This is a genomic window from Agromyces sp. CCNWLW213, from assembly GCF_037199545.1.
Taxonomy (GTDB): Bacteria; Actinomycetota; Actinomycetes; order Actinomycetales; family Microbacteriaceae; genus Agromyces.
Genome location: NZ_JBBBDX010000004.1, coordinates 188,230 through 215,031 on the forward strand (window position 1 = coordinate 188,230; position 26,802 = coordinate 215,031).

The window sequence follows — 26,802 nt, forward strand, 5'->3', positions numbered from 1 at the left end:
GGGTTTCTCCGCTACTTGAGGTCGGTGGGCGGGGCCGGCTCGATGCCGGGGCGATCGGGCAGCTGCAGCGGGCCGGTGCCTGCGAACGTGTCGAGCAGGTCGAGTTCACCGTTCACGACGGTTGCGAGTCGGCGGATGCCGAGCCGGATGGCGTCCGGCGTCGGGTAGCAGAACGAGAGCCGCATGGCGCGTCGGCCCCGGCCGTCGGCGAAGAACGCGGTCCCGGGCGTGTACGCCACCAGCTCCCGCACCGCGCGCGGGAGCATCTGCTTGGAGTCGAGCACGTCGGGCAGCGTCACCCAGACGTAGAACCCGCCGTTCGGATCGGTCCACGTGAGCTGGGGCAGGTACTCCCCCAGCGCGTCGATCATCGCGTCCTTGCGTTGCCGGTACACGCCGCGGAACGCGTCGATCTGGCCGCGCCAGTCGGCCTGCGAGAGATACTCCGACACGACGAGCTGGCTGAACGAGGATGGCGAGAGCATGGCGGACTCGGCCGCCAGGATGAGCTTCTCGCGGATGGCGTGCGGCGCCAGCGCCCAGCCGACGCGGAATCCCGGGGCGAGCGTCTTCGAGAACGACCCCAGGTAGATCACGCCCTCGGAGTCCATGGAGCGCAGCGCGTCGGGCGCCGGCTCGTCGAAGTGCAGCAGGCCGTAGGGGTTGTCCTCGAGCACCAGGATCTCGTTCGTGCGGCAGATCTCGAGGATCTCGGGCCGCCTCGGGGCGGAGAGGGTGACGCCGGCAGGATTGTGGAAGTTCGGGATGGTGTACAGGAACTTGATCCGCCGCCCCTGCCCGCGCAGGTGCGCGATCGTCTGGCGCAGCGCCTCGGGGATCAGGCCCTCGTCGTCCATGGCGACGTGCACGACCGACGCCTGATAGGACCGGAACACGCCCATGGCGCCCACGTACGACGGAGCCTCGGCGAGGACGACGTCGCCGGGATCGAGGAACAGCTTCGCGACGAGGTCGAGCGCCTGCTGCGATCCGGTCGAGGTGACGACGTTGTCGACCGAGCCCTGGATGCCCTCGAGCGACATGACCTCGAGGATGTGCTCGCGCAGCACCGGGACGCCCTGGCCGGAACCGTACTGCAGTGCGACCGGCCCCTGCTCGCGCATCACCTGCTCGAACGCCGACGTGATGAGCTCCTGCGGCAGCGCCGAGACGTACGGCATCCCGCCCGCGAGCGAGACCACCTCGGGCCGGGAGGCCACGGCGAAGAGGGCGCGCACCTCGGAGGCGGCGAAGCCGGCGGCTCGCTCGGCGTAGTTCGCATACCAGGGGTCGAGGTTGTTGCCGGTCCGCTGGGGCACTCCGTCAGGGGTCACTGCTCGTTCCGTTCTGCTCAGGCTTCCCATGCTAGCCAGCGGCAGGCGACCGCCCCGATCGGATGCCGCGACATGACGCCGATCCCGATGCATGCCGCCCGCGGCATCCGATCGACCGGCGCGAAGCGCCAGGTCAGCCGGCGCCCGTGCATCCCCGTCCGCTGCCCGACGCGCGAGGCCGGTACGACGACGGCCCGCCCCGGATCAACCGGGACGGGCCGTCGGAAGTCGAGGAGACTCAGCCGATGAACTCGGCGAGGTCGGCCTCGAGCGCCGGTTTCGGCTTGGCGCCGATGACGGTGTGCACCACCTCGCCGCCCTTGAACACCTTCATCGCGGGGATGGCGGTGATCTGGTACTTCATCGCGAGACCGGGGTTCTCGTCGACGTTGAGCTTGACGATGTCGAGCTTCTCGGAGTGCTCGGTGGCGATCTGGTCGAGGATCGGGCTGACGGCGCGACACGGGCCGCACCACTCGGCCCAGAAGTCGACGAGCACCGCGCGGTCGTTCTGCAGCACCTCCTGGTCGAAGGTGGCCTCGGTCACTGCACGTGCAGTCATGTGTCTCTCCTTTGCGTGGGGCGGATGACGCCGGGAAGCGGCGCTCCGTACGAATGCCGCGGACGGAATGCTCAGTCGACGCGGGCGAGGTCGGCCGCGACGGCCTCGTCGACGCGGATGGCCTCGGCCTCGGCCGCGGCGGGCTCCTCGTCGGTGTCGTCGAGGGCCGCGAGGTAGTGCTCGGCGTCGAGGGCGGCCACCGTGCCGGAACCGGCGGCGGTCACCGCCTGGCGGTAGGTGGGGTCGATGACGTCGCCCGCGGCGAACACGCCAGGCACCGACGTCCGCGACGAGCGGCCCTGCACGGCGATGGTGCCCTCGGACGTGAGGTCGAGCTTGCCGTGCACGAGGTGGGTGCGCGGATCGTTGCCGATCGCCACGAACAGGCCGTCGAGGTCGAGGCCGTGGACCTCGCCCGTGACGGTGTCGCGCAGCGAGACGCCGTTGACCTGCGTCTCGCCGTGGATGGCGGTCACCTCGGCGTTCCAGACGAACTCGATCTTCGGGTTGTCGAAGGCGCGCTTCTGCATGATCTTCGAGGCCTTGAGCTCGTCGCGACGGTGGATGACGTAGACCTTGTCGGCGAACCGGGTGAGGAACGTCGCCTCCTCCATCGCGGAGTCGCCGCCGCCCACGACGGCGATCGTCTTCTCGCGGAAGAAGAAGCCGTCGCACGTGGCGCACCACGAGAGGCCGTAGCCCGAGAGGCGCTCCTCCTCGGGCAGTCCGAGCTTGCGGTACGCCGAGCCCGTCGCGAAGATGATCGCCTTCGCCTCGTGCTCGCCGCCGTTGCCCAGCTTGACGCGCTTGACCGGACCGTCGACGTCGAGCTCCACGACGTCGTCGTAGACGACCTCGGTGCCGAAGCGCTCGGCCTGGGCCTGCATCTTGCCCATCAGGTCGGGGCCCATGATGCCGTCGGGGAAGCCGGGGAAGTTCTCGACCTCGGTCGTGTTCATCAGCTCGCCGCCGATCTCGACCGAGCTGGCGATGAGCAGCGGCTTCAGCTCGGCGCGGGCGGCGTAGATCGCGGCGGTGAAGCCGGCCGGGCCCGAGCCGATGATGATGATGTCGCGCAAAGCCGCTCCTGTTCGTCCTGCGATGGTTCGCGGCATCCTATCGAGCGGATGCCACGACTAGGTGAACACAGTCTAGGTGGGCGCTATTCCGCCCGGCGACGTGGCTCGCAGGCCGCTCACAGCCTCGCCGGTGCTGCTGCCGGACCCGACTCAGCGGCGGCGCAGGCGGGCGGCGACGGGCGCCGCGAGGGCGCGGAGCTCAGGCGATCGCATCAGCCAGAGGCATCCGATGTAGAGGACCGCCATGACGGCCCCGACCAGCGCCATCGACAGCAGTGCGCTGATCCGGTCCGAGACGGCGAATCCGCCCTCCTCGAATCCGCCGAGCCACCACACCAGCGCGACGCCCGCGGCGGCGGGCGGGATGAGCGCGGCCATGGCGCGCCCGAACGCGACGGCGACCGAGCGGATGCCGACCGAACCGAGGCGGCGACGGAGCAGCAGGAGCGCGGCGAGCAGTTGCAGCGTGCCCGCGATCGTCGTGGAGGCCGCGACCCCCACCGCGAGCCATTCCTTCGGAAGCGTCACGAGCGCGACGAGGGCGAGCGCGGTGAAGACGAGCACCTGGAAGAGCGTGAAGAAGAACGGCGTCCGCGTGTCGTTGAGCGCGTAGAACGTGCGCTGGACCAGGAACAGCACGCTGAAGCCCACGAGCCCGATCGCGAAGGCGATGATCACGTCGGCGACCGCGGCGACGAGCGCGAAGTCGCCCGACTGGAACACGCGCGCGAACGGGTACGCGACGACGATGAGCGCCGTGGACGCGAACGCCAGGAGCGTCACGACGGTGCGCGCGGCCGAGGTGAGGTCGTGGCGGAGCAGCTCGTGGCGGCCGTCGCGCCCGTGCTCGCTCATGCGGGTGAAGTACGCCGTCGCGATCGAGACGGTGATGACCGAGTGCGGGAGCATGAAGATCAGCCACGCGGTGTCCATCGCCGCGTTCGCCGCGCCCTGCCCCGATGCGGATGCCACGACCTGGGTCTGCACGATCCCGGCGCCCGTCGAGAGCAGCAGCATCCCGAACGTCCACCCGGCCATGCGTCCGGCCGAGCGGAGGCCGACGCCGCGCCACTGGAAGTCGGGGCGGTACCGGAGCCCGGCGCGGCGCCAGAACCAGAACAGCGACACGGCCTGCACGACGATCCCGAGGGTCGCCGAGCCGGCGAGCATCGCGACCATCGCCGCCGTCCAGTCGTCGGGCGTGCGCTGGCCGGTCGGGTCGAAGCCGAAGATGAAGCCGAAGAGCAGGAACCCGACGATCGCCACGACGTTGTTGAGCGCCGGGACCCACGTGTACGGGCCGAAGTTGCGGCGCGCGTTGAGCACCTCGCCGAGCAGGGCGTAGAGGCCGTAGAAGAAGATCTGGGGCAGGCTCCAGAACGCGAAGGCGGTCGCGAGCGGCACGATGTCGGGGTTGCTGCCGCCCCAGAGGAGCACCAGCAGCGGCGCCGCGGCCGTCGCCACGATCGTGGCGCCGCCGATCAGCACGAGCGCGAGCGTGAGCAGCTTGTTGACGTACGCCTCCCCGCCGTCGGGGTGCACGCTGGCCCGCACGATCTGGGGCACGAGCACCGCGCTCAGCACGCCGCCCGCGACGATCGCGAACAGGATGCTCGGCAGGCCGTTCGCGATCGCGAACGCGTCGGCGCTCTGGGAGTACGCGACGCCGATGACGCCGGCGAGCACGATCGCCTTCAGGAACCCGAGCAGGCGCGACACGATCGTGCCGGACGCCAGGAAGAGACTCGCTCGGGCGATCCGGTCTTCAGCCATTCGGTCGTTCCTCGGGGGTCTCGGTGTGCGCGGCGGCGCCGGTGGCGCCCGTGGCGTCGGCCGTCTGGTCGGCGTCGGTCGTCTGGTCGGCGTCGGTCGTCTCGGTGGTCTGGGGGGCGTCGGTGGTCTCGGGGGCGTCGACCTCGGCTGTGCCCGTCCCGGCGGTGGCGTCCGCGGTGCCCGGGGCCGCCGCGGCATCCGCCCCACGACCGCGACGACGGCGCCGCACGCTGCGGAGCACGCCGATCGCGAACACGGCCACGGCGATGGCCGCCAGCACGGCCGCGCCGACGCCCTCCCAGTCGGCCTGCACGTTGGCGGGCACCGAGACGCTCTCGCCGACCGGGGTTCCGTCGGGCGACTCGAGCGACACCTCGAGCGACACCTCGCCGCTGCCCACGCCCGCGGCCACCGGCACGCTCACCGTGCTGCGCGTCTCGGCCTCGACCGTGACGTCGACCGAGTCCTCGACGATCAGCCGGCCGTTCGAGGGCGCGACCGACACGACGACCTCGACCGGATACGGCAGCGCGTTGAGGATGGTGATCGGGATCCCGGTCTCGCTCGCGACGACCAGCACGGTGCTGCTCGGAACGATCGACACGGCGTCAGTGGTCGCCCGGCGGTCCACCAGCCAGCGGCCCACGGCGGCCGTCCACTCGGTCGGCTGCTGGATCCAGCCGGTGGAGAGCAGGGCGAGCAGGTCGCGACGCGTCGGCGCCGTGAGCACCGCCGGGTCGACCAGCACGTCCGAGAACTCGTCGACCGCCTGCTCGGCCGAGAGCATCCGACCGACGTTGTCGAGTCGCTGCTGCGATTCGGGCGAGGACACCAGGGTGCGCGCGGCCGGGGGTGCGCCGACGGCCTCGACGAGCGTCGCCGGGCGCGACCAGGGCGTCCCCGCGAGCGCGGCGAGCGTGGCGGCGACGCGCTCCGCCCGGTCGCCGCCCGACCTGGCGAAGGTGCCGAGGAGCGTCGTCGGTCCCTCGCCGGACGCGAGGGCGAGCTCGGCGACGGCCTGCGAGGTCGCGGCGCGCCACTCGGTGTCGGATGCCGCATCGGCCGCCCGGCGCAGTGCGGGCGTCACGCGCCCGTCGGCGACGACCGCGGCGCGGCCGTCGATGGTCGCCGCGGCGTTCACCGGCTGGTCGACCGGCTCGACGTTGGCGGGGGCCAGGATCGCGGTCGTCAGCCCGCCCGCCGCGAACACGTCGAGGTCGCCGGACGCGACCGTGTCGTCGGCCGGCCAGGCGATGTCGGTCCGCGTGAAGGTCCAGTCGAGGAGCGCCTCGGCGTCCGGGGTGTCCCCCGGCGATGCCGTCTCGCCCTCCTCGCCGGTCTCGGCGAAGTCCTCCGGGTCGATCGCGTCGTCGAACCCGATCGGCTCGAGCGGGGCGTCGAGTCCCGACTGGGCCTGCGCGGCGAGGTCGGCGTCGGCGTAGGCGAGCGGGAACACCTCGTTCGGCATCCGCTCGAGCTCGGCGAGCCACTCGACCGCCGACTCGGGTGCGGACGAGCCGAGCACCCGGATCGACGCGGGGATCCGCGGGTCGATGCCGATCGCGATCGACGCCCCGTCGACCGCCTCGAGCTGCCGCGTGAGCGCGCCGGTCGGCGCGGTCCACGTCTCGAGGCGCTCGGCCGGGATGAGCCCGGACTCGGTGGGCGGGGTCGTGAGCGGGTACGCGAGGGCCAGCCCGACGCGGTCGGACGGCACGACCTGCGTGTTGGCGAGCGCCGAGACGGTGCCGGCGACCGTGACGCCGTCGACCTCGATCGATGCGGCGATGCCGACCGCGGGCCACGATTCGCCGGTCGCATCGGCCGGGACGGTGAACGTGAGGGTGGTCGCGGCCCCGGCGGCGATCGATGCCGTCGGCCGCTCGGCCACGCGACGCGCCTCGGGCCGCTCGGCCGGGTCGGCGGTCGACCACTCGTCGACGTCGTCGACGTCGGAGAGCGGCGCCACGGCCACGTCGAGCGCGACGCTGCCCGCCCCGAGGGCGTCGCCGGTGCGGTTGACGATCTCGACGACGACGTCGAACGCGGCCCCTGCGGCCACGCTCGTGGCGCCCGCGGGGGCGACGCTGACCCGCACGCCCTCGTCCGCCTCCTCGACCCCGGCGGCGGTCGCACCGCCCGCGGCGGCGCCGGATGCCGCAGGTCCGACCTTCGCGGCACTCGGCGTGCCGGCGGCCTCCGCCGAGGCGGGCGCTGCGGCACCGAGCGCCACGAGCCCGGTCAGGGCTGCGGACGCGGTGAAGGCGAGGAGTCGGCGGAGGCGTCGAGGAGTGGTCGACTCGGCCGGCATGCGTGCGATTCTACGGCGTGCGCTCGCCCGGGCCGTCGGGTCTGGACGCGGCATCCATCGCACTACCGCGCACGCGTCGGCGGGGCGTCGCCGGGCCGCCGCCGACGCGGGCGCCGCGCCGCCCTGCCTAACATGGAGCAATGCAGAGCGTCGCGCAGGCCCTCGACCGCCTCAGTGGTCTCGCGGCCTCGCCGACCGTCGCGGCCCTGGCCGAGGCGTTCGCCGCCGCCGGCTATGAGTTGGCGCTCGTGGGCGGTCCCGTGCGCGACGCGTTCCTCGGCCGCGGCACCAACGACCTCGACTTCACGACGGATGCCACGCCCGACGAGATCCTCGAGGTCGTGAAGCCGATCGCCGAGGCGCACTGGGACATCGGCCGCGACTTCGGCACGATCGGCGCGAAGGTGCAGGGCCACACGGTCGAGATCACGACCTACCGCGCCGACTCGTACGACGGCTCGTCCCGCAAGCCCGAGGTCGTGTTCGGCTCCTCGCTCGACGACGACCTCGTGCGCCGCGACTTCACGGTCAACGCGCTCGCGCTGCGGCTCCCGCAGATCGCGCTGGTGGACCCCTCGGGCGGCGTCGAGGACCTCATCGCGGGCGTCCTCCGCACCCCGTCGAAGCCCGAGGTGTCCTTCGGCGACGACCCGCTCCGGATGATGCGCGCCGCCCGGTTCGCGTCGCAGCTCGGATTCGAGGTCGAGTCGGGAACCCTCGCGGCCATGTCGGCGCTCGCCCCGGAGATCGACCGCATCTCCGCGGAACGCGTGCGCGACGAGCTGTCGAAGCTGCTCTGCACCGACGCCCCGCGCCGCGGCATCCGACTGCTCGTCGACACCGGGATCGCGGCGCGCGTTCTGCCCGAGATCCCCGCCCTGAAGCTCGAGATCGACGAGCACCACCACCACAAGGACGTCTACGAGCACTCGCTCACCGTGCTCGACCAGGCGATCGACTACGAGGTGTCGCGCGGCATCCTCGACTCCCCCGACCTCGTCGTGCGTCTCGCGGCGCTGCTGCACGACATCGGCAAGCCCGCCACGCGACGGCTCGAGCCGGGCGGCGCCGTGTCGTTCCACCACCACGACATGGTCGGCGCGAAGCTCGCCAAGAAGCGGCTGCGCGAGCTGCGCTTCGACAACGACACGATCAAGGCCGTCGCGCGCCTCATCGAGCTGCACCTGCGGTTCTTCGGGTACACGGATGGCGCGTGGTCCGACTCGGCCGTGCGCCGCTACGTGCGCGACGCGGGCGACCAGCTCGAGCGGCTGCACATCCTCACCCGAGCGGATGTCACGACGCGCAACCGCCGCAAGGCGGACCGCCTCGGCTTCGCCTACGACGACCTCGAGGAGCGCATCGCGCGCATCGCCGAGGAGGAGTCCCTCGCCGCGGTGCGCCCCGAGCTCGACGGCCAGCAGATCATGGCCGCGCTCGGCATCCGTCCGGGCCCCGTGGTCGGCGAGGCGTACAAGTTCCTGCTCGACGTGCGCCTCGACGAGGGCCCCATCGGCCCGGATGCCGCGCGCGAGCGCCTCCTCGCCTGGTGGGCCGCCCGCGGCGACGCCTGACCCGCGCCGCGCGCCCCGCTCCCGCTCCCCGCCCCCCCCCCGCCGCGCTCCCGCGCTCCCCCCGGATCGCCGAGTGATACCCCTCCCGTCGAGTGAGGCCGCTGCACGGCCATCACTCGACGGGATGTGCATCACTCGACCGGTCCTCCACAGGCCGTGCGGGACGCGCGCGGCCGGGGCGGGCGGGGCCGGGCGGATGGCGCGCCGTCGCGCGGTGACACGGTCGGGTGATGGACGAGTTCACGCCGTTGCCCGTGGATCTGCTGTCGACGGCGGCCCTCCGGTCGCGCGGGGTGCCGGCGCCCGGGCGATCCGCCGACCTGGTCAGGGTGCGCCGCGGCCTGTACGTGCCCGCCGAGGCCTGGCCCGGGAGCGAGCGGGAGGCCCGGCACTTCGTGCGCATGCAGGCCGTCGCCGCGGCGACATCCGACCCCGTCTTCTCCCACGAGTCGGCCGCCGTGCTCTGGGGCATCCCGGTCGTGGGTCGTCTGAACGGCGTCCACGTCATGGCGGCGGGGAAGGTCGGCCGCCGGAGCCGGGGCGACATCGTCTGGCACAACCACGTGCTCGATTCCCGCGACATCGTCGAGCGCGACGGCTTCACGGTGACGAGTCTCGAACGCACCCTGTTCGACCTCGCCGCGGGCCGCTCGCCGCACGCGGGCGTGGCGGCCGTCGACGCGGGGATCCGGCCGCGCTTCCTCTCGGGTCTCGGTGCGCCGGTGGCAGGCGTGCGGAAGGAGGAGCTGGTCGAGGCGTTCCGAGCGCGGCGCGGAGCGCGCGGAGTGCGGCAGGCCCTCCTCTGCGCGACGTTCGGCGACGCGCGGTCCGGTTCCGCGGGCGAGTCCGTGAGTCGCTGGCAACTGCACCGCCTCGGGTTCCCGGCGCCCGAACTCCAGGTGCCGTTCGCCCGCGCGGACGGCGGGGTCGACATCGTGGACTTCGATTGGCCTCGGTACCGGCGATTCGGCGAGTTCGACGGATTCGGGAAGTACGTGCGCGAGCGGTTCACCGGCGGCCGGACGATCGAGGAGGTCGTGTGGGCCGAGAAGCAGCGCGAGGATCGCGTGCGTCGACACCGGCCGTACGGGTCGAGATGGGAATGGGCCGACGTCCTCGATCCCGCTCGACTGGAGCGGCGCCTGGTCGCGGACGGCCTGCCGAAGGTGCGGTGAGAACGCCGGCTTCATCGAATGATGCTCTTCCCGCCGACTGATGCCGCTCGGCGGATATCACTCGGCGCGGGCGGTATCACTCGGCGCTATGCGAGACGAGGAAGCGGAGGCGCGCGATGGCGTGGCTGGCGCGAATGGCGCCGGCAGGCGGCATCCGTTACGATGTCAAGGTTGCCCGTGCGCCGAAGTCTCGGCCTCCGCGGAGCGACGCATGTACACCCTCCTGTCACAGACCGTCTGTGACCGCTGAGTCCGAAGGAGGTGGGTCTGTCATGCACCAGTACGAGCTGATGGTCATCCTCGATCCGTCGATCGACGAGCGCACCGTTGCTCCGAGCCTCGACAAGTTCCTCAACGTCATCCGCAACGACGGTGGCACCGTCGACAAGGTCGACATCTGGGGCAAGCGTCGTCTGGCCTACGAGATCGACAAGAAGTCCGAGGGCATCTACGCCGTCGTCGACTTCACCGCCGAGTCGAAGACCACCAACGAGCTCGACCGCCAGCTGAACCTCAGCGAGGCCGTCATGCGCACCAAGGTCCTCCGTGCGGAAGAGGCGATCGCCCAGGTCGCCGCCGTGAAGAAGGCCGAGGAGGCGAAGGCCGCCAAGAAGGCCGCCGCCGCCGCGAAGGCCCCCGCCAAGAAGGACGCCTAGTCCCCATGGCCGGCGAGACCATCATTACCGTAGTGGGCAACCTCACCGCCGACCCCGAGCTGCGCTACACGCAGTCCGGGCTCGCGGTCGCGAACTTCACGATCGCGTCGACCCCCCGCACGTTCGACCGCCAGGCGAACGAGTGGAAGGACGGCGAGGCCCTCTTCCTGCGCGCGAGCTGCTGGCGCGAGTTCGCCGAGCACGTCGCGGGATCGCTCACCAAGGGAACCCGGGTCATCGCTTCCGGGCGTCTCAAGCAGCGCTCCTACGAGACGAAGGAGGGCGAGAAGCGCACGAGCATCGAGCTCGAGATCGATGAGATCGGGCCGAGCCTGCGCTACGCCACCGCGTCCGTGACGCGCGCCCAGTCCAACCGCGGCGTCGGCGGCGGCTCCTTCGGAGGCGGCGGCAACACCCAGTCCGACGACGCCTGGGCGCCCAGCGCTCCCGCGCAGTCCTCGGGCGGCGGCGACGTCTGGAACACCCCGGGCACCAACTACGGCGACGAGACGCCCTTCTAACACGCACGGGTCTCGAGACGCGGGCTGAGCCCGCTCCTCGACCCACACACATCGACAGGAAAGATCAATGGCTGGAAAGAGCAGCGGCGACCGCCGCAAGCCTCGCGGAGGCAAGGGCGCGAAGAACGCCGCCCCCGCGAAGTCCGTCAAGGTCGGCGTCATCGACTACAAGGATGTCGCCACCCTTCGGAAGTTCATCTCGGAGCGCGGCAAGATCCGCGCCCGTCGCATCACCGGTGTCTCCGTGCAGGAGCAGCGCCTCATCGCCCGCGCCGTCAAGAACGCGCGCGAGATGGCCCTCCTGCCCTACTCGGGCTCCGGCCGCTAAGGAGCACGACAATGGCAAAGATCATCCTCACGAACGAGGTGTCGGGTCTCGGCACCGCCGGTGACGTGGTCGAGGTCAAGAACGGGTACGCCCGCAACTACCTCGTCCCCCAGGGCCTCGCGACGCCGTGGACCCGTGGCGGCCAGAAGCAGGTCGACCAGATCAAGGCCGCGCGCGCGGCGCGCGAGCTGCACTCCCTCGAGGACGCGCAGGCCCTCAAGGCCAAGCTCGAGTCGGGCAAGGTCAAGCTGACGGTCAAGGCCGGTCTCGGCGGCCGCCTGTTCGGCTCGGTCAAGACGTCGGATGTCGCGGCCGCGGTCGCCGACGCCGGCCTCGGCCAGGTCGACAAGCGCAAGATCGAGATCCCCACGCCGATCAAGTCGGTCGGGGACCACGAGGCGACCGTCAAGCTGCGCGACGACGTGTCCGCGACGATCACCCTCCAGGTGGTCGCGGCGAAGTAGTCGCGAACTCGACGCACGACGCGGCGGTGGGCGTAGGCCCCCGCCGCGTCGTCGTTCCTCGGGGACGCCGAGGCGGCCCCGCAGCCCCCTTCGCGGCTCCGGCGACCCCCCTCTGCTGGGAGATTCCTACACCCGCGCGGAAGGTGAGCGCAAGTCCGCATTTCGGGGACTATCCCCATCGTTGTGCACAGGTGCAACATCGCGCGCCGTGGAATCTGGAGAAAGTTTTCCCCCACAGGTGTGGAAATGAGATTCCGCTGATCAGACTGGAATTCAGGCGGTGTCATTCGCACCGATTCCACAGTTGTCCACAGGCTGAGTGCACATGTTCGGCGGCGTTTCGCCCAGTCTCTCCACAAAGTTATCCACAGGCCGTCTTGTGCCTCGACCACCCCTTGCCTAGGGTGAGTCAGCGTCGGCCGGCACCACCCGCCACGAGACCCGCTCGGGTGGTGTGGGCGGGTCCTGATAGTCCTTGACCGAGGGCGACGAGCGGCGCCCGCGGAGCGAGCGAATCGGAGGAACCAGTTGTCGATCGCGCATCTCGGGCTCGCAGAACCCCTCGACGACCCCGACGCCCGCCGGGGCGAGCGCACGCCTCCCCACGACCTGCTGGCCGAGCAGAGCGCCCTCGGCGGCATGATGCTCTCGAAGGACGCGGTCGCCGACGTCATCGAGACGCTTCGGGGCATCGACTTCTACGTTCCCAAGCACGAGGTCGTCTTCAACGCGATCCTGTCGCTGTACTCGCACGGCGAGCCGACCGACGTGATCGCCGTCACCGACGAGCTCACGAAGACCGGCGAGCTGCATCGGGCGGGCGGCGTGGAGTACCTCCACACGCTCACGAGCCTCGTCCCGACGGCAGCGAACGCCGGCTACTACGCCGAGATCGTGGCCGAGCGCGCGCTGCTCCGCCGCCTGGTCGAGGCGGGCACGCGCATCGTCCAGATGGGCTACGCGGGCGAGGGCGAGGTCGTCGAGCTCGTCAACAACGCCCAGGCCGAGATCTACTCGGTCACCGGGTCGGTCGAGAGCGAGGACTACGTTCCCCTCACCGACGCGATCGGCACGGCGATCGACGAGATCGAGGCGGCCAAGCACACCGACGGCAAGATGACCGGCGTGCCGACCGGCTTCGCCGACCTCGACGATCTCACCAACGGGTTCCACCCGGGGCAGATGATCATCGTCGCCGCGCGCCCCGCGATGGGCAAGTCGACGCTCGCGCTCGACTTCGCGCGCTCGGCGGCCATCACGCACGACCTGCCGACGATCTTCTTCTCGCTCGAGATGGGCCGGAGCGAGATCGCGATGCGCCTGCTCTCGGCCGAGGCATCGGTGCCGCTGCAGAACATGCGCAAGGGCACCGTCGACACGCGCGATTGGACGACCATCGCCTCGACCCGGGGCCGCATCAACGACGCGCCGCTGTACATCGACGACTCCCCCAACATGACGCTCGTCGAGATCCGCGCGAAGTGCCGCCGGCTCAAGCAGCGCGTGGGACTCAAGATGGTCGTGATCGACTACCTCCAGCTCATGACCAGCGGCAAGCGCGTCGAGAGCCGCCAGCAGGAGGTCTCCGAGTTCTCGCGCGCCCTCAAGCTCCTCGCGAAGGAGCTGCAGGTCCCGGTCCTCGCGCTTTCGCAGCTGAACCGCGGTCCCGAGCAGCGCGCCGACAAGATGCCCGCGTTGTCCGACCTCCGCGAGTCGGGTTCGATCGAGCAGGATGCCGACATGGTGATCCTGCTGCACCGGGAGTCGGCCTACGAGCGCGACAGTCCTCGAGCCGGCGAGGCCGACCTCATCGTCGCCAAGCACCGCAACGGTCCGACCCGCACCGTCACCGTCGCCTTCCACGGCCACTTCTCGCGATTCGCCGACATGGTGCAGGTCTGACCGGCCCGAGGCCCTGAGCACGTCCGTCCGCCCCCCTCGGCGGGCGGGCGTCGTCTGCGCGGTCGCGGTCGCGGTCGTGCCGCGTGCCGGCGGACGTTCCCATTCCGGCGTGAGGGCCGCCGCGGCAGCCGATCGTGAACCCCGCCACTATTCAGTGTTGCTATCTACCGGTACTCATGCTTACTATGTACCGGTACCCAACGACACTGAGTACTGAAGGGAGGGCCCGATGGGCAAGCAGATGACCGAGATGCTGAAGGGCACACTCGAGGGCATCGTGCTCGCGATCCTCGCCGCCCGGCCGGCCTACGGCTACGAGATCACGGCGCGGCTCCGCGAGCAGGGCTTCTCCGACATCGCCGAGGGCACGGTCTACGCGCTCCTCGTGAGGATCGAGCAGCGCGGCCTGGTCGACGTGCAGAAGGTCCCGTCGGAGAAGGGCCCCCCACGCAAGGTCTACTCGCTGAACGCACAGGGCGGCGACTACCTCGAAGAGTTCTGGAGGACGTGGAGCTTCCTCGCAGAGCGCATCGAACAGCTCCACGAAGGAGAACGGTGATCATGGCAGCCAAGTGGATCGAAGCCCTCACGGGCTCGCTGGAGCACAAGAAGCAGTACCGGCAGTACAAGGCCCGCATCGAGGCCCTCCCCGAGCCCCACCGGACCGCCGCGAAGGCCTTCGACCGGTACTTCATGGTCTACGGCGGGTTCACCGACGGCGACACGCTCGTCACGATGCTCGGCGACTTCGCCGACCTGTGGGAGCGCGCCGCCGTCGACGGAACGCCGGTGAGCGCGATCGTGGGCGACGACCCGGTCGAGTTCGCCGAGACGTTCGCCCAGTCCTACGGGGGCACCCGTTGGATCGACAAGGAGCGCGCCCGACTCGCCAAGGCGATCGACGACGCGGAACGGAAGGAGCGGTCATGAGCACCGATTCGGCCATCACGGTGCGCGGCATCCGGAAGTCGTTCGCCGACGTGGACGTGCTGCGGGGCGTCGACCTGGACGTCACCGCGGGGAGCATCTTCGCCCTCCTCGGCTCGAACGGGGCCGGCAAGACCACGCTGGTCCGCATCCTCTCGACCCTGCTCCGGTCCGATGCGGGCACGGCGACGGTGCACGGCCACGACGTGGTCGCGGACCCCGGCGCCGTGCGCGAGTCGATCAGCCTCACCGGTCAGTTCGCGGCCGTCGACGACGTGCTCACGGGGCGCGAGAACCTCGTGCTCGTCGCCCGGCTCCGGCACCTGCCGGATCCCGGCGCGATCGCCGACGACCTGCTCGAGCGCTTCTCGCTCACCGAGGCGGGCGACCGCAGGGCGGCGACCTACTCGGGCGGCATGCGCCGGCGGCTCGACATCGCGATGAGCCTCATCGGCGACCCGCCGGTGATCTTCCTCGACGAGCCGACGACGGGGCTCGACCCCCAGGCGCGCATCGAGGTGTGGCAGACGGTGAAGCAGCTCGCGGATGACGGCACCACGGTGCTGCTCACGACGCAGTACCTCGACGAGGCCGAGCAGCTCGCCGACCGGATCGCGATCCTGCACGAGGGCGTGATCATCCAGAACGGCACCCTGGCCGAGCTCAAGCGGCTCCTCCCGCCCGCGAAGGTGGAGTACGTCGAGAAGCAGCCGTCGCTCGAGGACGTCTTCCTCGCCCTCGTCGGCCGGACGGGCGCTTCCGGCGCCGCCGCACCCGGGACCGACGACACGTCACGAAGGGAACCACGATGACCACCCACGTCCTCGCCGACACCGGCGTCCTCACCGGACGTTCGCTGCGCCACATCCTGCGCAGCCCCGACACGATCATCACGACCGCGGTCACGCCGATCGCGCTCATGCTGCTGTTCGTCTACGTGCTCGGCGGCGCCATCAGCACCGGATCCGACGAGTCGTACGTCGACTACATGCTCCCCGGCATCCTGCTCATCACGATCGCGTCGGGGATCGCCTACACCGCGTACCGGCTGTTCCTCGACCTCCAGGGCGGCATCTTCGAGCGGTTCCAGTCGATGCCGATCGCGCGGTCGAGCGTGCTGTGGGCGCACGTGCTGACCTCGCTCGCCGCGAACCTCACGTCGGTCGCGATCGTCATCGGCGTCGCGCTCGTCATGGGCTTCCGCACCGGCGCGTCCGTCGCAGCCTGGCTCGCCGTCGCCGGCATCCTCGTGCTGTTCACGCTCGCGCTGACCTGGATCGCGGTCATCGCCGGCCTGTCGGCCAAGACGGTCGACGGGGCGAGCGCCTTCAGCTACCCGCTGATCTTCCTGCCGTTCATCAGCTCGGCGTTCGTGCCCACCGACTCGATGCCGGGACCGGTCGCCTGGTTCGCCGAGAACCAGCCGGTGACCTCCATCGTCGACACGATCCGGGCGCTCTTCGCCGAGGAGCCCGTCGGCGGCGAGATCTGGATCGCGCTGGCATGGCTGTTCGCGATCCTCGTGGTGGCGTACGCCTTCGCCATCGCGGCCTACCGCCGCAAGATCAGCTGAGGCCGGCTCCGCGACGGCCCGGCGCCCGACCACGAACCGGTGGTCGGGCGTCGTCGGCGTCCTGCGCAGTTTCGCACGGCGAAAGAACGATCGAAGTTTCACGTCGATCGGGCCGGAACGATGGAGTTGGCCGCTCCTCGGCACGTATGGTGATGCGTGCAGCAGTGCCGCCGCGCCCGGCTCATCCGGACGGCATCCCGCACGCACGAACCACGAGATGCCACGTCGCATCGACCGCTCCGGTCGCCGCGACGAAGGAGGAGAGCGAATGACGCGCATCGGCGTCGTCACCGAGCAGGGCTCGGAGACCCGGGTCGCCGCCACGCCGGCGACCGTCACGCAGTTGATCGCCCTGGGCTACGAGGTGGCCGTCGAGGCGGGCGCCGGCGCGCGATCGTCCTTCCCGGATGCGGCGTACGTCGACGCCGGCGCGACGATCGTGCCGGGCGTCGAGGCGATCACGAGCGACATCGTGCTCAAGGTCAACGCGCCCACCGAGGCAGAGATCGCGATCCTCCGCCCGGGGACGACGCTCATCAGCCTCCTCAGTCCCGCGCTGCGTCCCGACCTGCTCGAGGCGCTCGCGGCGCGCGGCGTGACGGCCCTCGCCCTCGACGCGGTGCCGCGCATCTCCCGTGCGCAGTCCATGGACGTGCTGAGCTCCATGGCGAACATCGCCGGGTACCGGGCCGTGGTCGAGGCGGCGCACGAGTTCGGCCGGTTCTTCACGGGCCAGGTCACGGCCGCGGGCAAGGTGCCGCCCGCGAAGGTGCTCGTGGCCGGCGCCGGCGTCGCGGGCCTCGCGGCGATCGGGGCGGCATCCAGCCTCGGCGCGATCGTGCGCGCGACGGACCCGCGCCCCGAGGTCGCCGACCAGGTGAAGTCGATCGGCGGCGAGTATCTCGAGGTCGAGGTCGACGAGGTCATGCAGTCGACCGACGGGTACGCGAAGGCGACCAGCGAGGCGTACGATCGGCGCGCCGCCGAGATCTACTCCGAGCAGGCGGCCGACGTCGACATCATCGTCACGACCGCGCTGATCCCCGGCCGCCCGGCCCCGAAGCTCATCACCGCAGCCGACGTGGCGTCGATGAAGCCCGGCAGTGTGATCGTCGACATGGCAGCCGGCATGGGCGGCAACGTCGAGGGCTCGGTCGCGGGCGAGCGGATCGTCACCCCGAACGGCGTGGTCATCCTCGGCTACACCGACCTCGCGTCACGACTGCCCACGCAGGCGTCGCAGCTGTACGCGACGAACCTCGTGAACCTCCTGAAGCTGCTCACGCCCGGCAAGGACGGACGGCTCGTGATCGACTTCGACGATGTCGTGCAGCGGGGCGTGACCGTCGTGCGCGAGGGCGAGGTGACCTGGCCGCCGCCGGCCGTGCAGGTGTCGGCCGCCCCGGCGGCGAAGACGGATGCCGCGGCCGCGCCTTCCGCCGCCGAGGTGCCGCACCGCGGGCTCACGCGGCGCGGCCGCATCGGGCTCATCGGCGCGGGCATCATCGCGCTCTTCGTCGTGAACGCGATCGCGCCCGACCCGCTGCCCCAGCACTTCACCGTGCTCGCGCTCTCGGTCGTCATCGGCTTCTACGTGATCGGCAAGGTCGCGCACGCGCTCCACACGCCGCTGATGAGCGTGACCAATGCGATCTCCGGCATCATCATCGTCGGCGCGATCCTGCAGGTCACGAGCGATGTGCCCATCGTGCAGGTCCTCTCGGCCATCGCGATCCTCATCGCCAGCATCAACATCTTCGGCGGCTTCGCGGTGACCCGGCGCATGCTCGGCATGTTCTCCCGGGGCGACCGGACGACGAGCTGACCCCGCCACGACGACGACGTCCCCCTGAGGAGCCCCCAGAGTGCCCGAATCCCTGCTGACCCCCGAGTCCATCGCGGGCGCCGCCTACCTGATCGCGGCCCTGCTCTTCATCCTGAGCCTCGCGGGCCTGAGCCGGCATGAGACCGCACGAGCCGGTGTCGCGTACGGCATGATCGGCATGGCGATCGCGCTCGCCGCCACCATCTGGCTGACGTTCGCCGACGCGTGGGGCGAGCCCGCGTCGATGGTCGGCCTCGGCCTGCTGGTCGCGACCATGCTCATCGGCGCTGCGATCGGCCTGTGGCGCGCCCGCGTCGTGCAGATGACCGGCATGCCCGAGCTCATCGCGCTGCTGCACAGCTTCGTCGGCCTCGCGGCCGTGCTGGTCGGCTGGAACGGCCACCTCGCGGAGCCCGAGCTCGAGGGGGCGCTCCTCGACATCCACCACGCCGAGGTCTTCATCGGCGTCTTCATCGGCGCCGTGACGTTCACCGGCTCGATCGTCGCGTTCCTCAAACTGTCGGCGCGCATGAAGTCGGCACCGCTCGTGCTGCCCGGCAAGAACGCGCTCAACCTCGGCGCGCTCGTCGTGTTCGTCGTGCTCACCGTGTGGTACGTGATCACGCCCGACCTCTGGCTGCTCGTCCTCGTCACGGCGCTCGCGCTGGCGCTCGGATGGCACCTCGTGGCGTCGATCGGCGGAGGCGACATGCCGGTCGTCGTGTCGATGCTGAACAGCTACTCCGGCTGGGCCGCGGCCGCCGCCGGCTTCCTGCTCAACAACGACCTGCTCATCGTGACCGGCGCGCTCGTGGGCTCCTCGGGTGCCTACCTGTCGTACATCATGTGCAAGGCCATGAACCGCTCCTTCATCTCGGTCATCGCGGGAGGCTTCGGCATCGAGGCGCCGAAGAAGGGCGACGAGGAGGTCGGCGAGCATCGCGAGATCAACGCGGAAGATGCCGCCGACCTGCTCAAGAACGCCTCGAGCGTCGTCATCACGCCCGGGTACGGCATGGCCGTCGCGCAGGCGCAGTATCCGGTCGCCGATCTCACGCAGAAGCTCCGGGATCGCGGCATCGACGTGCGTTTCGGCATCCACCCCGTCGCGGGCCGCCTGCCGGGTCACATGAACGTGCTGCTCGCCGAGGCCAAGGTGCCCTACGACATCGTCGAGGAGATGGACGAGATCAACGACGATCTGGCCGGCACCTCGGTGGTGCTCGTCATCGGCGCGAACGACACGGTGAACCCCGCCGCGGCGGAGGACCCCGGCAGCCCGATCGCCGGCATGCCGGTGCTGCGGGTGTGGGAGGCCGAGAACGTCATCGTCTTCAAGCGGTCGATGGCGTCGGGGTACGCCGGCGTGCCGAACCCGCTCTTCTTCCGGGAGAACGCCGCGATGCTCTTCGGCGACGCGAAGGACCGGGTGGAGGACATCCTCAAGGCGCTGTGACGCCGTGAGGCGGTGACGGCCGCCGTGGCGCTCCGACGATCCTCAGGGACGCGGCGCGTAGGATTGGACCGTTCCCCAGTGAAAGAGGTCGACGTGGCCGACGCCCACGAGATGGCACCGGAACGCGCCGGCAGCTGGCTCGTCCCGGTGGTGCGGGGCACCCTCGCCCTCGTCCCGTCCGCGGTCATCACCTTCTCGCAGGACCACTCGCCCGCCCTCGGCCTCACGGTCTTCGGCGCGTGGGCGGTCGTCTCGGGCGTGGTGGTCGGGGCGCTCTCGGCGCGGCTCGTCGCCGACCGCGTCGCGCGCTGGGCCGCGGTCGCCGTCGGCATCGCCACGGCCGCCGCGGGCCTCGTCGCGCTGGCGCTTCGGGACACCGCATCGAACGGTGTCCGGGCGTTCACCTTCACCGTGGCCGTGTGGGCCGCCGTGACCGGCATCGTCGAGCTGCTCGCGGGCCTCCGCCTGCGCGGCCGCACGCCGGCGGCGCGCGACTGGATCGCCGCGGGCGCGCTCACGGCGCTGCTCGCCCTCGTGTTCGTCCTCCTCCCGCTCGATCCCGTCACCGCGGTGGGCCTCCTCGGGGCCTACCTCGTGGTGCTCGGCGTGCTGCTGCTGATCGGCGGGTTCTCGATGAAGTGGGCCGCATCCGAACCGGTCGAGGCCGGCGACGCGGCATCCGGAACGGAGCGTTCGTGACCAACCGCCCAGGCGACGACCACCGCCCGAGCCGCCGCGACGTGCTGCGGCCGGCCGAGTACGTGGGCGGCGCCGCCATCGCCGCGGTCTTCACGGCCGTCATCGTGTTCTTCGGGACGCGCGACTGGAACCTCACGCTGATCAGCGCCGGCGGCGTGTTCATCATCGTGCTCATGGGCCTCGCCCTGCTGTCGATGACGGTCAAGCCGAATCCGGACGATCACGGCGACGGCACGGGCGGCGACCCCGCGCGGCGCGACCCCTCGGACGAACCGCGCCACTGAACCGCGGGCGGCGCCGCCCCCGCGGCTACGCCTCGAGACGGCCGACGAGCTCGTCGGCGAGGCCGACGTACGTGGCGGGGGTCAGGGCGAGCAGGCGCCGCTTCGCGGCATCCGAGATCTCGAGCCCCTCGACGAAGGCCGCGAGCTCGGTCGCGCCGACGCGCTTGCCGCGCGTGAGCTCCTTGAGCAGCGCGTACGGGTCGGCGATCGTCGAGTCGCCCGCCGCGACCTCGGCGCGGATGACCGTCTGGATGGCCTCGCCGAGCACCTCCCAGTTGGCGTCGAGGTCGGCGAGCAGCAGGGCGCGGTCGAGGTCGATCTCACCGAGGCCGCGCCGGATGTTGTCGAGCGCGAGCACGGAGTGGCCGACGCCGACGCCGATGTTGCGCTGCGAGCTCGAGTCGGTGAGGTCGCGCTGCAGGCGGCTCGTCACCAGGGTCGCGGCCAGCGAGTCGAGGATCGCGGACGAGAGCTCGAGGTTCGCCTCGGCGTTCTCGAACCGGATCGGGTTGACCTTGTGCGGCATGGTCGACGAGCCGGTCGCGCCCGCGGCCGGGATCTGCCGGAAGTAGCCGAGCGAGATGTAGGTCCAGATGTCGGTCGCGAGGTTGTGCAGCACGCGGTTGGCGTGCGAGATGCGGCCGTAGAGCTCGGCCTGCCAGTCGTGCGACTCGATCTGCGTGGTGAGCGGGTTCCACGTGAGGCCGAGCCCCTCGACGAACTCGCGCGAGACGGCGGGCCAGTCGACGTCGGGGGCGGCCACGACGTGGGCCGAGAACGTGCCGGTCGCGCCCGAGAACTTGCCGAGGTACTCGGTCGCCTCGACCTGGCGGAGGATGCGCTCGAGGCGGTGCGCGAACACCGCGAGCTCCTTTCCCATGGTGGTCGGGGTCGCCGGCTGCCCGTGCGTGCGCGAGAGCATCGCCGCGTCGCGGTGCTGCTGCGCGAGGGCGATGAGCTCGGCGATCACGGCCCGGTACTTCGGCAGCCACACCTGCGCGACGGCGTCGCGCACCGTCAGGGCGTACGACAGGTTGTTGATGTCCTCGCTCGTGCACGCGAAGTGCGTGAGCTCGGCGAGGTGCGCGAGGCCGAGCGCGTCGAGGCGGCCGCGCACGTAGTACTCCACGGCCTTCACGTCGTGCCGGGTGGTCGCCTCGAACCGGGCCAGCTCGTCGATGTCGGCCTGCCCGAAGTCGGTGACGACGGCGCGCAGCGCCCGCTTCTCGTCCTCGCCCAGGGGGCTCGTGCCGAAGAAGCCCCGGTCGGTCTGCGCGATCAGCCACTCGATCTCGACGTGCACGCGCGCCCGGTTCAGGCCGGCCTCGGAGAGGTGCTCGCCGAGCTCGCCGACCGCGGCGCGGTACCGGCCGTCGAGGGGGCTGAGCGGCTGGGGAGGCAGCGAAGTCATCGGTTTCCTTGTCTGAGAGCGGGGGCGAGTTGCCGGAACAGCGCCGACGTCGACCGCTCTATCATCCCAAGAACCCGATCGAAGGCCGCATCGTCGCTGTAGTACGGGTCGGGCACGTCCTGCAGCGGCGACAGCTCGGGGTCGAATTCGAGCAGCAGCCGGACCTTGTGCTCGTCGGCCGGGTTCCGCGCCTGGTTGCGCAGCACGCGGGACTGCCCGCGGTCGAAGGCCACGACGAGGTCGAGCCGGCGGAAGTCCGCCGGGTCGAACTGGCGGGCCCGATGCCGGCTGCCGTCGTAGCCGGCGCGTTCGAGCGCGGCGAGGGTCCGGTGGTCGGCGCGCTCGCCAACGTGCCAGTCGCTCGTCGCGGCCGACTCGATCGCGATGCGGTCGGCCAGCCCCGAGCGATCGGCGAGCGAGCGCAGCACCGCCTCGGCCATCGGGGACCGGCAGATGTTGCCGGTGCAGACGAAGGAGATGCGGAAGCGCTGCCCGGAGTCGGCGGCCGGATCCGCTGGGGTCATGCCTCTTATTGTGGACGAGGCCGGCCGCTTCGCACAGGGGCGGATCGTGGACGCAGGGAGGTTCGCTCGATGACCGGTGATGCACCCGACGCCGACGTGCACGTCGACGCGGACCTGGTGGCGCGGCTCGTCGCGGCGCAGCATCCGTCGTTCGCGGGTCCGGTCGAGCTCGTCGCCAACGGATGGGACAACGCGATCTTCCGCCTCGGCGACGCGTGGGCGGCACGGATGCCGCGGCGAGCCCTCGCGGACCGGCTCGTGCGCGGCGAGCACCGGTGGCTGGGCGTGGTCGCCGGGTCGCTGCCCGACGGCGTGCGCGCGCCGGTGCCGGTGGCGCTCGGCGAGCCGGACGAGGGCTACCCCTACGCGTGGAGCATCACGCCGTGGTTCGACGGCGTGCCCGCGGCATCCGTGGCACCCGTCGAACGGCGCGGCATCGCCGAGGCGCTCGCCGACGTGGTGGTCGCGATCGGCGAACCGGCTCCGGCGGAGGCGCCCGCGAACCCGTACCGGGGCGTGCCCCTGGCCGAGCGCGCGGAGGTCGTCGGCGAGCGGCTGGGGTCGGGCCGCCTCGAGCGCCGGGTCCCGACGGATGCCATGGCGCTGGCGTCCGTCTGGGCCGAGGCACTGGAGGCCCCGCCCTGGTCGGGCGCGCCGCGCTGGGTCCACGGCGACCCGCACCCGGGGAACCTCCTGCTCTCGCCGGGAGCGCCGTACACGCTGGGCGCCGTGCTCGACTTCGGCGACCTCGCCGCGGGCGATCCGGCCACCGACCTCGCCGCGGCGTGGCTCGTGTTCGACCCGGTCGGCCGAGCGGCGTTCCGGCAGCGCGTCGAGCGACGGCGGGCGACGGATGCCGCGGACTGGACTCGCGCGCGCGGCTGGGCGCTCGTCATGGGCACGGCCATCGTCGACGCGGTGGGCGTCGACGGACCCATCGGTCGCGTGGGCGCGCACGCGCTGGCGCAGGTCGTCGCCGACTGACCGGTCCTCCCCAACCCGGCGGCGCAGCCCGGCCGTCCGCACCCGAGGGCCCGTCGCGGGTCGGCGTGCCCGACCGGCCGGAGACTCGACGTGTGACCGCCGACCTCGCCCTCGCCGCCCTCCGCGCGTCGCGACGGGCCGAAGCGCTCGAGCGCGAGCTCCTCGCCGTGCGCGTCCTGCGGGTCGAGGTCGAGCAGATGCGCGCCGGGCTGCTGCTCGATCGGCTCGACGGATGGCACGCGGGGGCGGCGGAGAACTACGCGGGGCGCGTGCGCGAGATCCGCGTCGCCATCGCCGGCGCGGAGCACCTCGTGCGCGAGGCCGAGGGCGCCCTGGTCGCGGCGCTCGACCACGCTCGCCGGAACGGGGCGCCGCATTGGGCGAGCTGAGCGTCCGCGGAGGCGGCTCGGTCTCGGTCGAGACGGAGGCGCTGCTCGCCGAGGCGGCGAGGCTCTCGACCGTCGCGCACATCCTGCACGGCTGGGCCGCACGGGCCTGCGGCATCCGGGACCGGCTCGGCGAGCTCGGGCCGGGCGAGCTCGGGCCGGGCCTCGCCGGCCTCGCCGCCGGGCTCCGCGACCTCGACACCGCGTCGGCAGGTTTCCGCGCGGGCGAGGCGGAGTGCACCGCCCTCTCCTGGTCGCTCGTGGCGAGCGCCGGGGGCTACGCCGCAGCCGACTGGCTCGCCACGGTGGGCCGCGAGGCCGGCACGCGGTTGGGCGCCGGGCTGCTCGGCGTCGTGGCGCCCGGCCTCCTGCTCGCCGGCGCCTCGGCCTCCGCGATCATCGCGCCCGGCGTCGTGCTCGGGTCGCTCCTGGCCGGGCCCGGGGCGGCATCGGCGGGGCTCGCCGCGCTCGTCGAGCAGCACGGGCTCCCGATCCTCTCCGACCCGGCGTTCGTCGCGATGGTGCGCGCGGCCGGCGGCAACCTCGACGAGTTCCTCGCCGGCCTGTTCCGGTCCGGAGGGCTGTTCGGCGTGGGAGCGGCGCTCGACGCTCCGGAGAACGCGGCGCTCCTGGTCGGCGCGGCCTCGGCTTCGGGGCTCGTCGCGGGAACCCGGGGCCTGCGCGAGACCGAGGTCCGCGTCGAGCGCAGGATGACACCGCGATCGGCGGTGTCGCCGTTCGGGCCGCCGGCGTCCGCGCCGCCTCACGGCGTGGGCGACCTCGCCGAGCGCATCCCCGCCGGCCCACCGGGCGAGCCCCAGATCCGGATCGAGCGGTACGAGGGTGACGACGGTCCCCGCTGGATCGTCTACTCGAGCGGCACGGTCGACTTCGGCGTCGTGCCCGAGCGCGAGCCGTACGACTCGACCTCGAACCTCCACTCGGTGGCGGATGCCTCGGCGTCGGCCGGCAGCGTGGGTCTCCCGCCCCAGCCGGGCGCCGGCGAGCGCTCGGTCCGCGCGGCCATGGAGGCCGCCGGGATCGCGCCCGGCGACCCGGTGCTCGTCGTGGGTCACTCCGCCGGCGGGATCATCGCCGCGAACCTCGCAGCGGACCCCCGGCTCAGCGTGGTCGGCGCGGTCAGCTTCGGCGGGCCGGTCGCGCAGGTGCCGAGCGGATCCACGCCCGTGCTCTCGGTCGAGCACGCCGAGGACCTCGTCCCCGCGACGGCCGGGACGGGCGTGGCGGCCGACGGACGCCTGGTCGTCGAGCGCAGCCTGGGCCGACTCGAGCCCACGCTCGACGATCCCCTCCCGGCGCACGCGCTCGCCGCGTACCGCGGCACCGCCGACGCCGTCGACGCGTCGGAGGACCCGCGGCTGCGCGACTTCGCCCGCCTGGTGGGCGACCTCACGGGCGGATCGCCTGCGACCACCACCGAGTGGCACGCCGAGCGCGTGCCCGGGGCCGAGACGCTCGCCCCCGCCGCGCCCGGCCCGATCGGCGCTAGTCGCGCGGACGCACCACCAGGCCGATCAGCCAGCTGATGAGCCCCAGCACGAGTGCGCCCAGGACGCCCCACCAGAACCCGTCGACCTCGAGCCCGAAGCCCATGAGCCCGCTGAGCCAGTGCACGATGAGCAGCAGCAGCCCGTTGACGATGAACGAGATGAGCCCGAGCGTCAGCACGTAGAGCGGGAACGCGACGATCCGGATCGCCGTGCCGATCGTGGCGTTGACGACGCCGAAGATCAGCGCGATGAGCAGGTAGGTCAGCACCGTCGCGAGGTCGGTGTCGTCGTACGGGATCACGCTGACGCCCGAGACGAGGAGCGTCGTCAGCCACAGCGCGAACGCCGAGACGACGACCTTCAGGATGAAGCGCATGGCTCAACTATGGCAGCGGACCGCGTCCCGCCGAAGGGGTACGGTGGAATCCGTGACCGCATCGGAGCCCACGACCACGCCCGTGCGCCTGCGACCCGAGATCGCCGCGCTTCCGCCGTATCGACAGGGTCGACCGGCCCCGGCGAACGGATTCAAGCTCTCGAGCAACGAGAACCCGTGGGGTCCCGTGCCCGAGGTGCAGGAGGCCATCGCCGCCGCCGCGGCCGAGGTCAACCGGTATCCGGATGCCACGGCGCTGGCCCTCCGCGAGCGGCTCGCCGAGCGCTGGGGCGTCTCCTCCGACGAGGTGCTCGTCGGGGCCGGCTCGGTGTCGCTCCTGGCGCAGTTCGTCCTCGCCGCCGCGCAGCCCGGCGACGAGGTCGTCTACTCGTGGCGCTCGTTCGAGGCCTATCCCGGCCTCGTCACGGTCGCCGGCGCCACGAGCGTGCAGGTGCCGAACCGCGCCGACCACGGGCACGACCTCGACGCGATGGCCGAGGCGGTCACCGACCGCACGCGCGTGGTCATCGTGTGCTCGCCGAACAACCCGACGGGTGTCGCCGTGACCCGCGACGAGTTCGAGCGGTTCATGGCCCGGGTGCCCGCCGACCGGCTCGTGATCCTCGACGAGGCCTATGCCGAGTTCGTGCGCGACGACGACGCCGTCGACGGCAGCGAGCTCACGGGCCGCCACCCGAACCTCGTGGTGCTCCGCACCTTCTCGAAGGCCTACGGCCTCGCCGGCGTTCGAGTCGGGTACGCGATCGGCCCGGTCCCGATCCTCGACGCGGCGCGCGCGACCGCCATCCCGCTCGGCGTCACCGCGGTCGCGACGGCCGGTGCCATCGCCGCCATCCAGCCCGAGCCCGAGGCCGAGCTGCTGCGCCGGGTCGACGTGCTCGCCCGCCGCCGCGACGACCTGCGGGCCGCCCTGCTCGCGCAGGGCTGGCCGATCCCGGAGGCGCAGGGGAACTTCGTCTGGCTGCCCACGGGCGGGCGAACCGTCGAGGTGGCCGAGCGGCTCTTCGAGTCAGGCATCGTCGCCCGCGCGTTCCCCGGCGACGGCATCCGGATCTCGGTCGGCGAAGCCGAGGCTGTGGACCTGCTCCTAAGGGTTCTCGGGGAGCTTGTCGGTCCTTCACAAGAAGGGCCCTCCACCTAGCGGGT

The 26,802-nt window shown here is 71.8% G+C and carries 27 protein-coding genes; 19 read left to right on the top strand and 8 right to left on the bottom strand.

Annotation, left to right across the window (positions count from 1 at the left end):
• Positions 1-11 precede the first annotated feature (11 nt).
• The 5 genes from WBQ80_RS10265 to WBQ80_RS10285 form a co-directional block, all read right to left on the bottom strand.
• Positions 12-1,334 carry an aminotransferase-like domain-containing protein gene (locus tag WBQ80_RS10265; RefSeq protein ID WP_336572532.1) on the bottom strand — a complete coding sequence of 441 codons (1,323 nt, stop codon included), beginning with the start codon at positions 1,332-1,334 and terminating at the stop codon, positions 12-14.
• 238 nt (positions 1,335-1,572) lie between these two features.
• Complete coding sequence (gene trxA / locus WBQ80_RS10270) at positions 1,573-1,896, bottom strand: thioredoxin (protein ID WP_336572533.1); 324 nt, start codon at positions 1,894-1,896, stop codon at positions 1,573-1,575.
• 71 nt (positions 1,897-1,967) lie between these two features.
• Complete coding sequence (gene trxB / locus WBQ80_RS10275) at positions 1,968-2,975, bottom strand: thioredoxin-disulfide reductase (protein ID WP_336572534.1); 1,008 nt, start codon at positions 2,973-2,975, stop codon at positions 1,968-1,970.
• Between the two features lie 150 nt (positions 2,976-3,125).
• Positions 3,126-4,748: a murein biosynthesis integral membrane protein MurJ gene (murJ, locus tag WBQ80_RS10280; RefSeq protein ID WP_337282543.1), complete on the bottom strand. Its 1,623-nt coding sequence runs from the start codon at positions 4,746-4,748 to the stop codon at positions 3,126-3,128.
• Positions 4,741-7,059: a DUF6049 family protein gene (locus WBQ80_RS10285; RefSeq protein WP_336572536.1), complete on the bottom strand. Its 2,319-nt coding sequence runs from the start codon at positions 7,057-7,059 to the stop codon at positions 4,741-4,743. Before WBQ80_RS10285 ends, murJ begins: the two co-directional genes overlap by 8 nt.
• Positions 7,060-7,199: 140 nt before the next feature.
• Between WBQ80_RS10285 and WBQ80_RS10290 the strand changes: the two genes are divergently transcribed.
• The 15 genes from WBQ80_RS10290 to WBQ80_RS10360 all read left to right on the top strand — a co-directional run bounded on the left by WBQ80_RS10290 (position 7,200) and on the right by WBQ80_RS10360 (position 20,443).
• The gene (locus tag WBQ80_RS10290) at positions 7,200-8,633 is read left to right on the top strand and encodes a CCA tRNA nucleotidyltransferase (RefSeq protein ID WP_336572537.1); all 1,434 of its coding nucleotides are present in this window, start codon (positions 7,200-7,202) and stop codon (positions 8,631-8,633) included.
• A gap of 230 nt (positions 8,634-8,863) precedes the next feature.
• Entirely contained in the window at positions 8,864-9,808 is a 945-nt protein-coding gene (locus WBQ80_RS10295) for a hypothetical protein (protein WP_336572538.1), read from the top strand.
• A gap of 272 nt (positions 9,809-10,080) precedes the next feature.
• Positions 10,081-10,464 (top strand): 30S ribosomal protein S6, encoded by a 384-nt coding sequence (gene rpsF, locus WBQ80_RS10300; protein WP_067947518.1) that lies wholly within the window; start codon positions 10,081-10,083, stop codon positions 10,462-10,464.
• A gap of 5 nt (positions 10,465-10,469) precedes the next feature.
• Positions 10,470-10,985: a single-stranded DNA-binding protein gene (locus tag WBQ80_RS10305; protein ID WP_336572539.1), complete on the top strand. Its 516-nt coding sequence runs from the start codon at positions 10,470-10,472 to the stop codon at positions 10,983-10,985.
• 67 nt (positions 10,986-11,052) lie between these two features.
• On the top strand, positions 11,053-11,313 hold the full coding sequence (gene rpsR, locus WBQ80_RS10310) for a 30S ribosomal protein S18 (protein ID WP_067947514.1): 261 nt from the start codon (positions 11,053-11,055) through the stop codon (positions 11,311-11,313).
• A gap of 11 nt (positions 11,314-11,324) precedes the next feature.
• Complete coding sequence (gene rplI, locus WBQ80_RS10315; protein WP_336572540.1) at positions 11,325-11,777, top strand: 50S ribosomal protein L9; 453 nt, start codon at positions 11,325-11,327, stop codon at positions 11,775-11,777.
• A gap of 528 nt (positions 11,778-12,305) precedes the next feature.
• A complete protein-coding gene (gene dnaB / locus WBQ80_RS10320; protein ID WP_336572541.1) occupies positions 12,306-13,679 on the top strand; it encodes a replicative DNA helicase in 1,374 nt (457 codons plus the stop codon).
• Positions 13,680-13,908: 229 nt separating this feature from the next.
• Complete coding sequence (locus tag WBQ80_RS10325) at positions 13,909-14,238, top strand: PadR family transcriptional regulator (RefSeq protein ID WP_336572542.1); 330 nt, start codon at positions 13,909-13,911, stop codon at positions 14,236-14,238.
• A 2-nt stretch (positions 14,239-14,240) separates the two neighbouring features.
• A complete protein-coding gene (locus tag WBQ80_RS10330; protein ID WP_336572543.1) occupies positions 14,241-14,609 on the top strand; it encodes a DUF1048 domain-containing protein in 369 nt (122 codons plus the stop codon).
• Positions 14,606-15,418 (top strand): ABC transporter ATP-binding protein, encoded by an 813-nt coding sequence (locus WBQ80_RS10335; RefSeq protein ID WP_336572544.1) that lies wholly within the window; start codon positions 14,606-14,608, stop codon positions 15,416-15,418. The genes WBQ80_RS10330 and WBQ80_RS10335 overlap by 4 nt, the downstream gene beginning before the upstream one ends.
• On the top strand, positions 15,415-16,179 hold the full coding sequence (locus WBQ80_RS10340) for an ABC transporter permease (RefSeq protein WP_336572545.1): 765 nt from the start codon (positions 15,415-15,417) through the stop codon (positions 16,177-16,179). The genes WBQ80_RS10335 and WBQ80_RS10340 overlap by 4 nt, the downstream gene beginning before the upstream one ends.
• Before the next feature lie 268 nt (positions 16,180-16,447).
• A complete protein-coding gene (locus tag WBQ80_RS10345) occupies positions 16,448-18,004 on the top strand; it encodes a Re/Si-specific NAD(P)(+) transhydrogenase subunit alpha (protein ID WP_336572546.1) in 1,557 nt (518 codons plus the stop codon).
• A 40-nt stretch (positions 18,005-18,044) separates the two neighbouring features.
• Positions 18,045-19,460, top strand: a complete 1,416-nt coding sequence (pntB, locus tag WBQ80_RS10350) for a Re/Si-specific NAD(P)(+) transhydrogenase subunit beta (RefSeq protein ID WP_442892712.1) — start codon at positions 18,045-18,047, stop codon at positions 19,458-19,460.
• 93 nt (positions 19,461-19,553) lie between these two features.
• Complete coding sequence (locus tag WBQ80_RS10355) at positions 19,554-20,159, top strand: DUF308 domain-containing protein (protein WP_337282544.1); 606 nt, start codon at positions 19,554-19,556, stop codon at positions 20,157-20,159.
• Positions 20,156-20,443: an ABC transporter ATP-binding protein gene (locus WBQ80_RS10360; RefSeq protein ID WP_336572548.1), complete on the top strand. Its 288-nt coding sequence runs from the start codon at positions 20,156-20,158 to the stop codon at positions 20,441-20,443. Before WBQ80_RS10355 ends, WBQ80_RS10360 begins: the two co-directional genes overlap by 4 nt.
• 25 nt (positions 20,444-20,468) lie before the next feature.
• Here the strand turns inward: WBQ80_RS10360 and purB are convergent, their stop codons facing one another.
• A complete protein-coding gene (gene purB / locus WBQ80_RS10365) occupies positions 20,469-21,854 on the bottom strand; it encodes an adenylosuccinate lyase (RefSeq protein WP_336572549.1) in 1,386 nt (461 codons plus the stop codon).
• Positions 21,851-22,378 carry a low molecular weight protein-tyrosine-phosphatase gene (locus WBQ80_RS10370; RefSeq protein WP_336572550.1) on the bottom strand — a complete coding sequence of 176 codons (528 nt, stop codon included), beginning with the start codon at positions 22,376-22,378 and terminating at the stop codon, positions 21,851-21,853. Before WBQ80_RS10370 ends, purB begins: the two co-directional genes overlap by 4 nt.
• Positions 22,379-22,447: 69 nt before the next feature.
• Here WBQ80_RS10370 and WBQ80_RS10375 point away from each other — a divergent pair, with 69 nt between their 5' ends.
• The 3 genes from WBQ80_RS10375 to WBQ80_RS10385 all read left to right on the top strand — a co-directional run bounded on the left by WBQ80_RS10375 (position 22,448) and on the right by WBQ80_RS10385 (position 25,295).
• Complete coding sequence (locus tag WBQ80_RS10375; RefSeq protein ID WP_336572551.1) at positions 22,448-23,362, top strand: aminoglycoside phosphotransferase family protein; 915 nt, start codon at positions 22,448-22,450, stop codon at positions 23,360-23,362.
• A 92-nt stretch (positions 23,363-23,454) separates the two neighbouring features.
• Complete coding sequence (locus WBQ80_RS10380) at positions 23,455-23,751, top strand: hypothetical protein (protein ID WP_336572552.1); 297 nt, start codon at positions 23,455-23,457, stop codon at positions 23,749-23,751.
• Entirely contained in the window at positions 23,739-25,295 is a 1,557-nt protein-coding gene (locus WBQ80_RS10385) for a hypothetical protein (protein ID WP_336572553.1), read from the top strand. The genes WBQ80_RS10380 and WBQ80_RS10385 overlap by 13 nt, the downstream gene beginning before the upstream one ends.
• On the opposite strand, the gene WBQ80_RS10390 is transcribed toward WBQ80_RS10385, so the two are convergent.
• The gene (locus WBQ80_RS10390; RefSeq protein ID WP_336572554.1) at positions 25,255-25,635 is read right to left on the bottom strand and encodes a phage holin family protein; all 381 of its coding nucleotides are present in this window, start codon (positions 25,633-25,635) and stop codon (positions 25,255-25,257) included. The two genes, WBQ80_RS10385 and WBQ80_RS10390, sit on opposite strands and share 41 nt — an antisense overlap.
• Before the next feature lie 43 nt (positions 25,636-25,678).
• Here WBQ80_RS10390 and WBQ80_RS10395 point away from each other — a divergent pair, with 43 nt between their 5' ends.
• A complete protein-coding gene (locus WBQ80_RS10395; RefSeq protein WP_442892713.1) occupies positions 25,679-26,797 on the top strand; it encodes a histidinol-phosphate transaminase in 1,119 nt (372 codons plus the stop codon).
• Positions 26,798-26,802: the final 5 nt, after the last annotated feature.

Bases quoted from the DNA above. Each gene is read 5' to 3' on its own strand.
- trxA (WP_336572533.1), bottom strand. From the start codon at position 1,896: ATGACTGCACGTGCAGTGACCGAGGCCACCTTCGACCAGGAGGTGCTG.
- murJ (WP_337282543.1), bottom strand. From the start codon at position 4,748: ATGGCTGAAGACCGGATCGCCCGAGCGAGTCTCTTCCTGGCGTCCGGC.
- WBQ80_RS10285 (WP_336572536.1), bottom strand. From the start codon at position 7,059: ATGCCGGCCGAGTCGACCACTCCTCGACGCCTCCGCCGACTCCTCGCC.
- WBQ80_RS10290 (WP_336572537.1), top strand. From the start codon at position 7,200: ATGCAGAGCGTCGCGCAGGCCCTCGACCGCCTCAGTGGTCTCGCGGCC.
- WBQ80_RS10295 (WP_336572538.1), top strand. From the start codon at position 8,864: ATGGACGAGTTCACGCCGTTGCCCGTGGATCTGCTGTCGACGGCGGCC.
- rpsF (WP_067947518.1), top strand. From the start codon at position 10,081: ATGCACCAGTACGAGCTGATGGTCATCCTCGATCCGTCGATCGACGAG.
- WBQ80_RS10305 (WP_336572539.1), top strand. From the start codon at position 10,470: ATGGCCGGCGAGACCATCATTACCGTAGTGGGCAACCTCACCGCCGAC.
- rpsR (WP_067947514.1), top strand. From the start codon at position 11,053: ATGGCTGGAAAGAGCAGCGGCGACCGCCGCAAGCCTCGCGGAGGCAAG.
- rplI (WP_336572540.1), top strand. From the start codon at position 11,325: ATGGCAAAGATCATCCTCACGAACGAGGTGTCGGGTCTCGGCACCGCC.
- WBQ80_RS10325 (WP_336572542.1), top strand. From the start codon at position 13,909: ATGGGCAAGCAGATGACCGAGATGCTGAAGGGCACACTCGAGGGCATC.
- WBQ80_RS10330 (WP_336572543.1), top strand. From the start codon at position 14,241: ATGGCAGCCAAGTGGATCGAAGCCCTCACGGGCTCGCTGGAGCACAAG.
- WBQ80_RS10335 (WP_336572544.1), top strand. From the start codon at position 14,606: ATGAGCACCGATTCGGCCATCACGGTGCGCGGCATCCGGAAGTCGTTC.
- WBQ80_RS10340 (WP_336572545.1), top strand. From the start codon at position 15,415: ATGACCACCCACGTCCTCGCCGACACCGGCGTCCTCACCGGACGTTCG.
- WBQ80_RS10345 (WP_336572546.1), top strand. From the start codon at position 16,448: ATGACGCGCATCGGCGTCGTCACCGAGCAGGGCTCGGAGACCCGGGTC.
- purB (WP_336572549.1), bottom strand. From the start codon at position 21,854: ATGACTTCGCTGCCTCCCCAGCCGCTCAGCCCCCTCGACGGCCGGTAC.
- WBQ80_RS10370 (WP_336572550.1), bottom strand. From the start codon at position 22,378: ATGACCCCAGCGGATCCGGCCGCCGACTCCGGGCAGCGCTTCCGCATC.
- WBQ80_RS10375 (WP_336572551.1), top strand. From the start codon at position 22,448: ATGACCGGTGATGCACCCGACGCCGACGTGCACGTCGACGCGGACCTG.
- WBQ80_RS10390 (WP_336572554.1), bottom strand. From the start codon at position 25,635: ATGCGCTTCATCCTGAAGGTCGTCGTCTCGGCGTTCGCGCTGTGGCTG.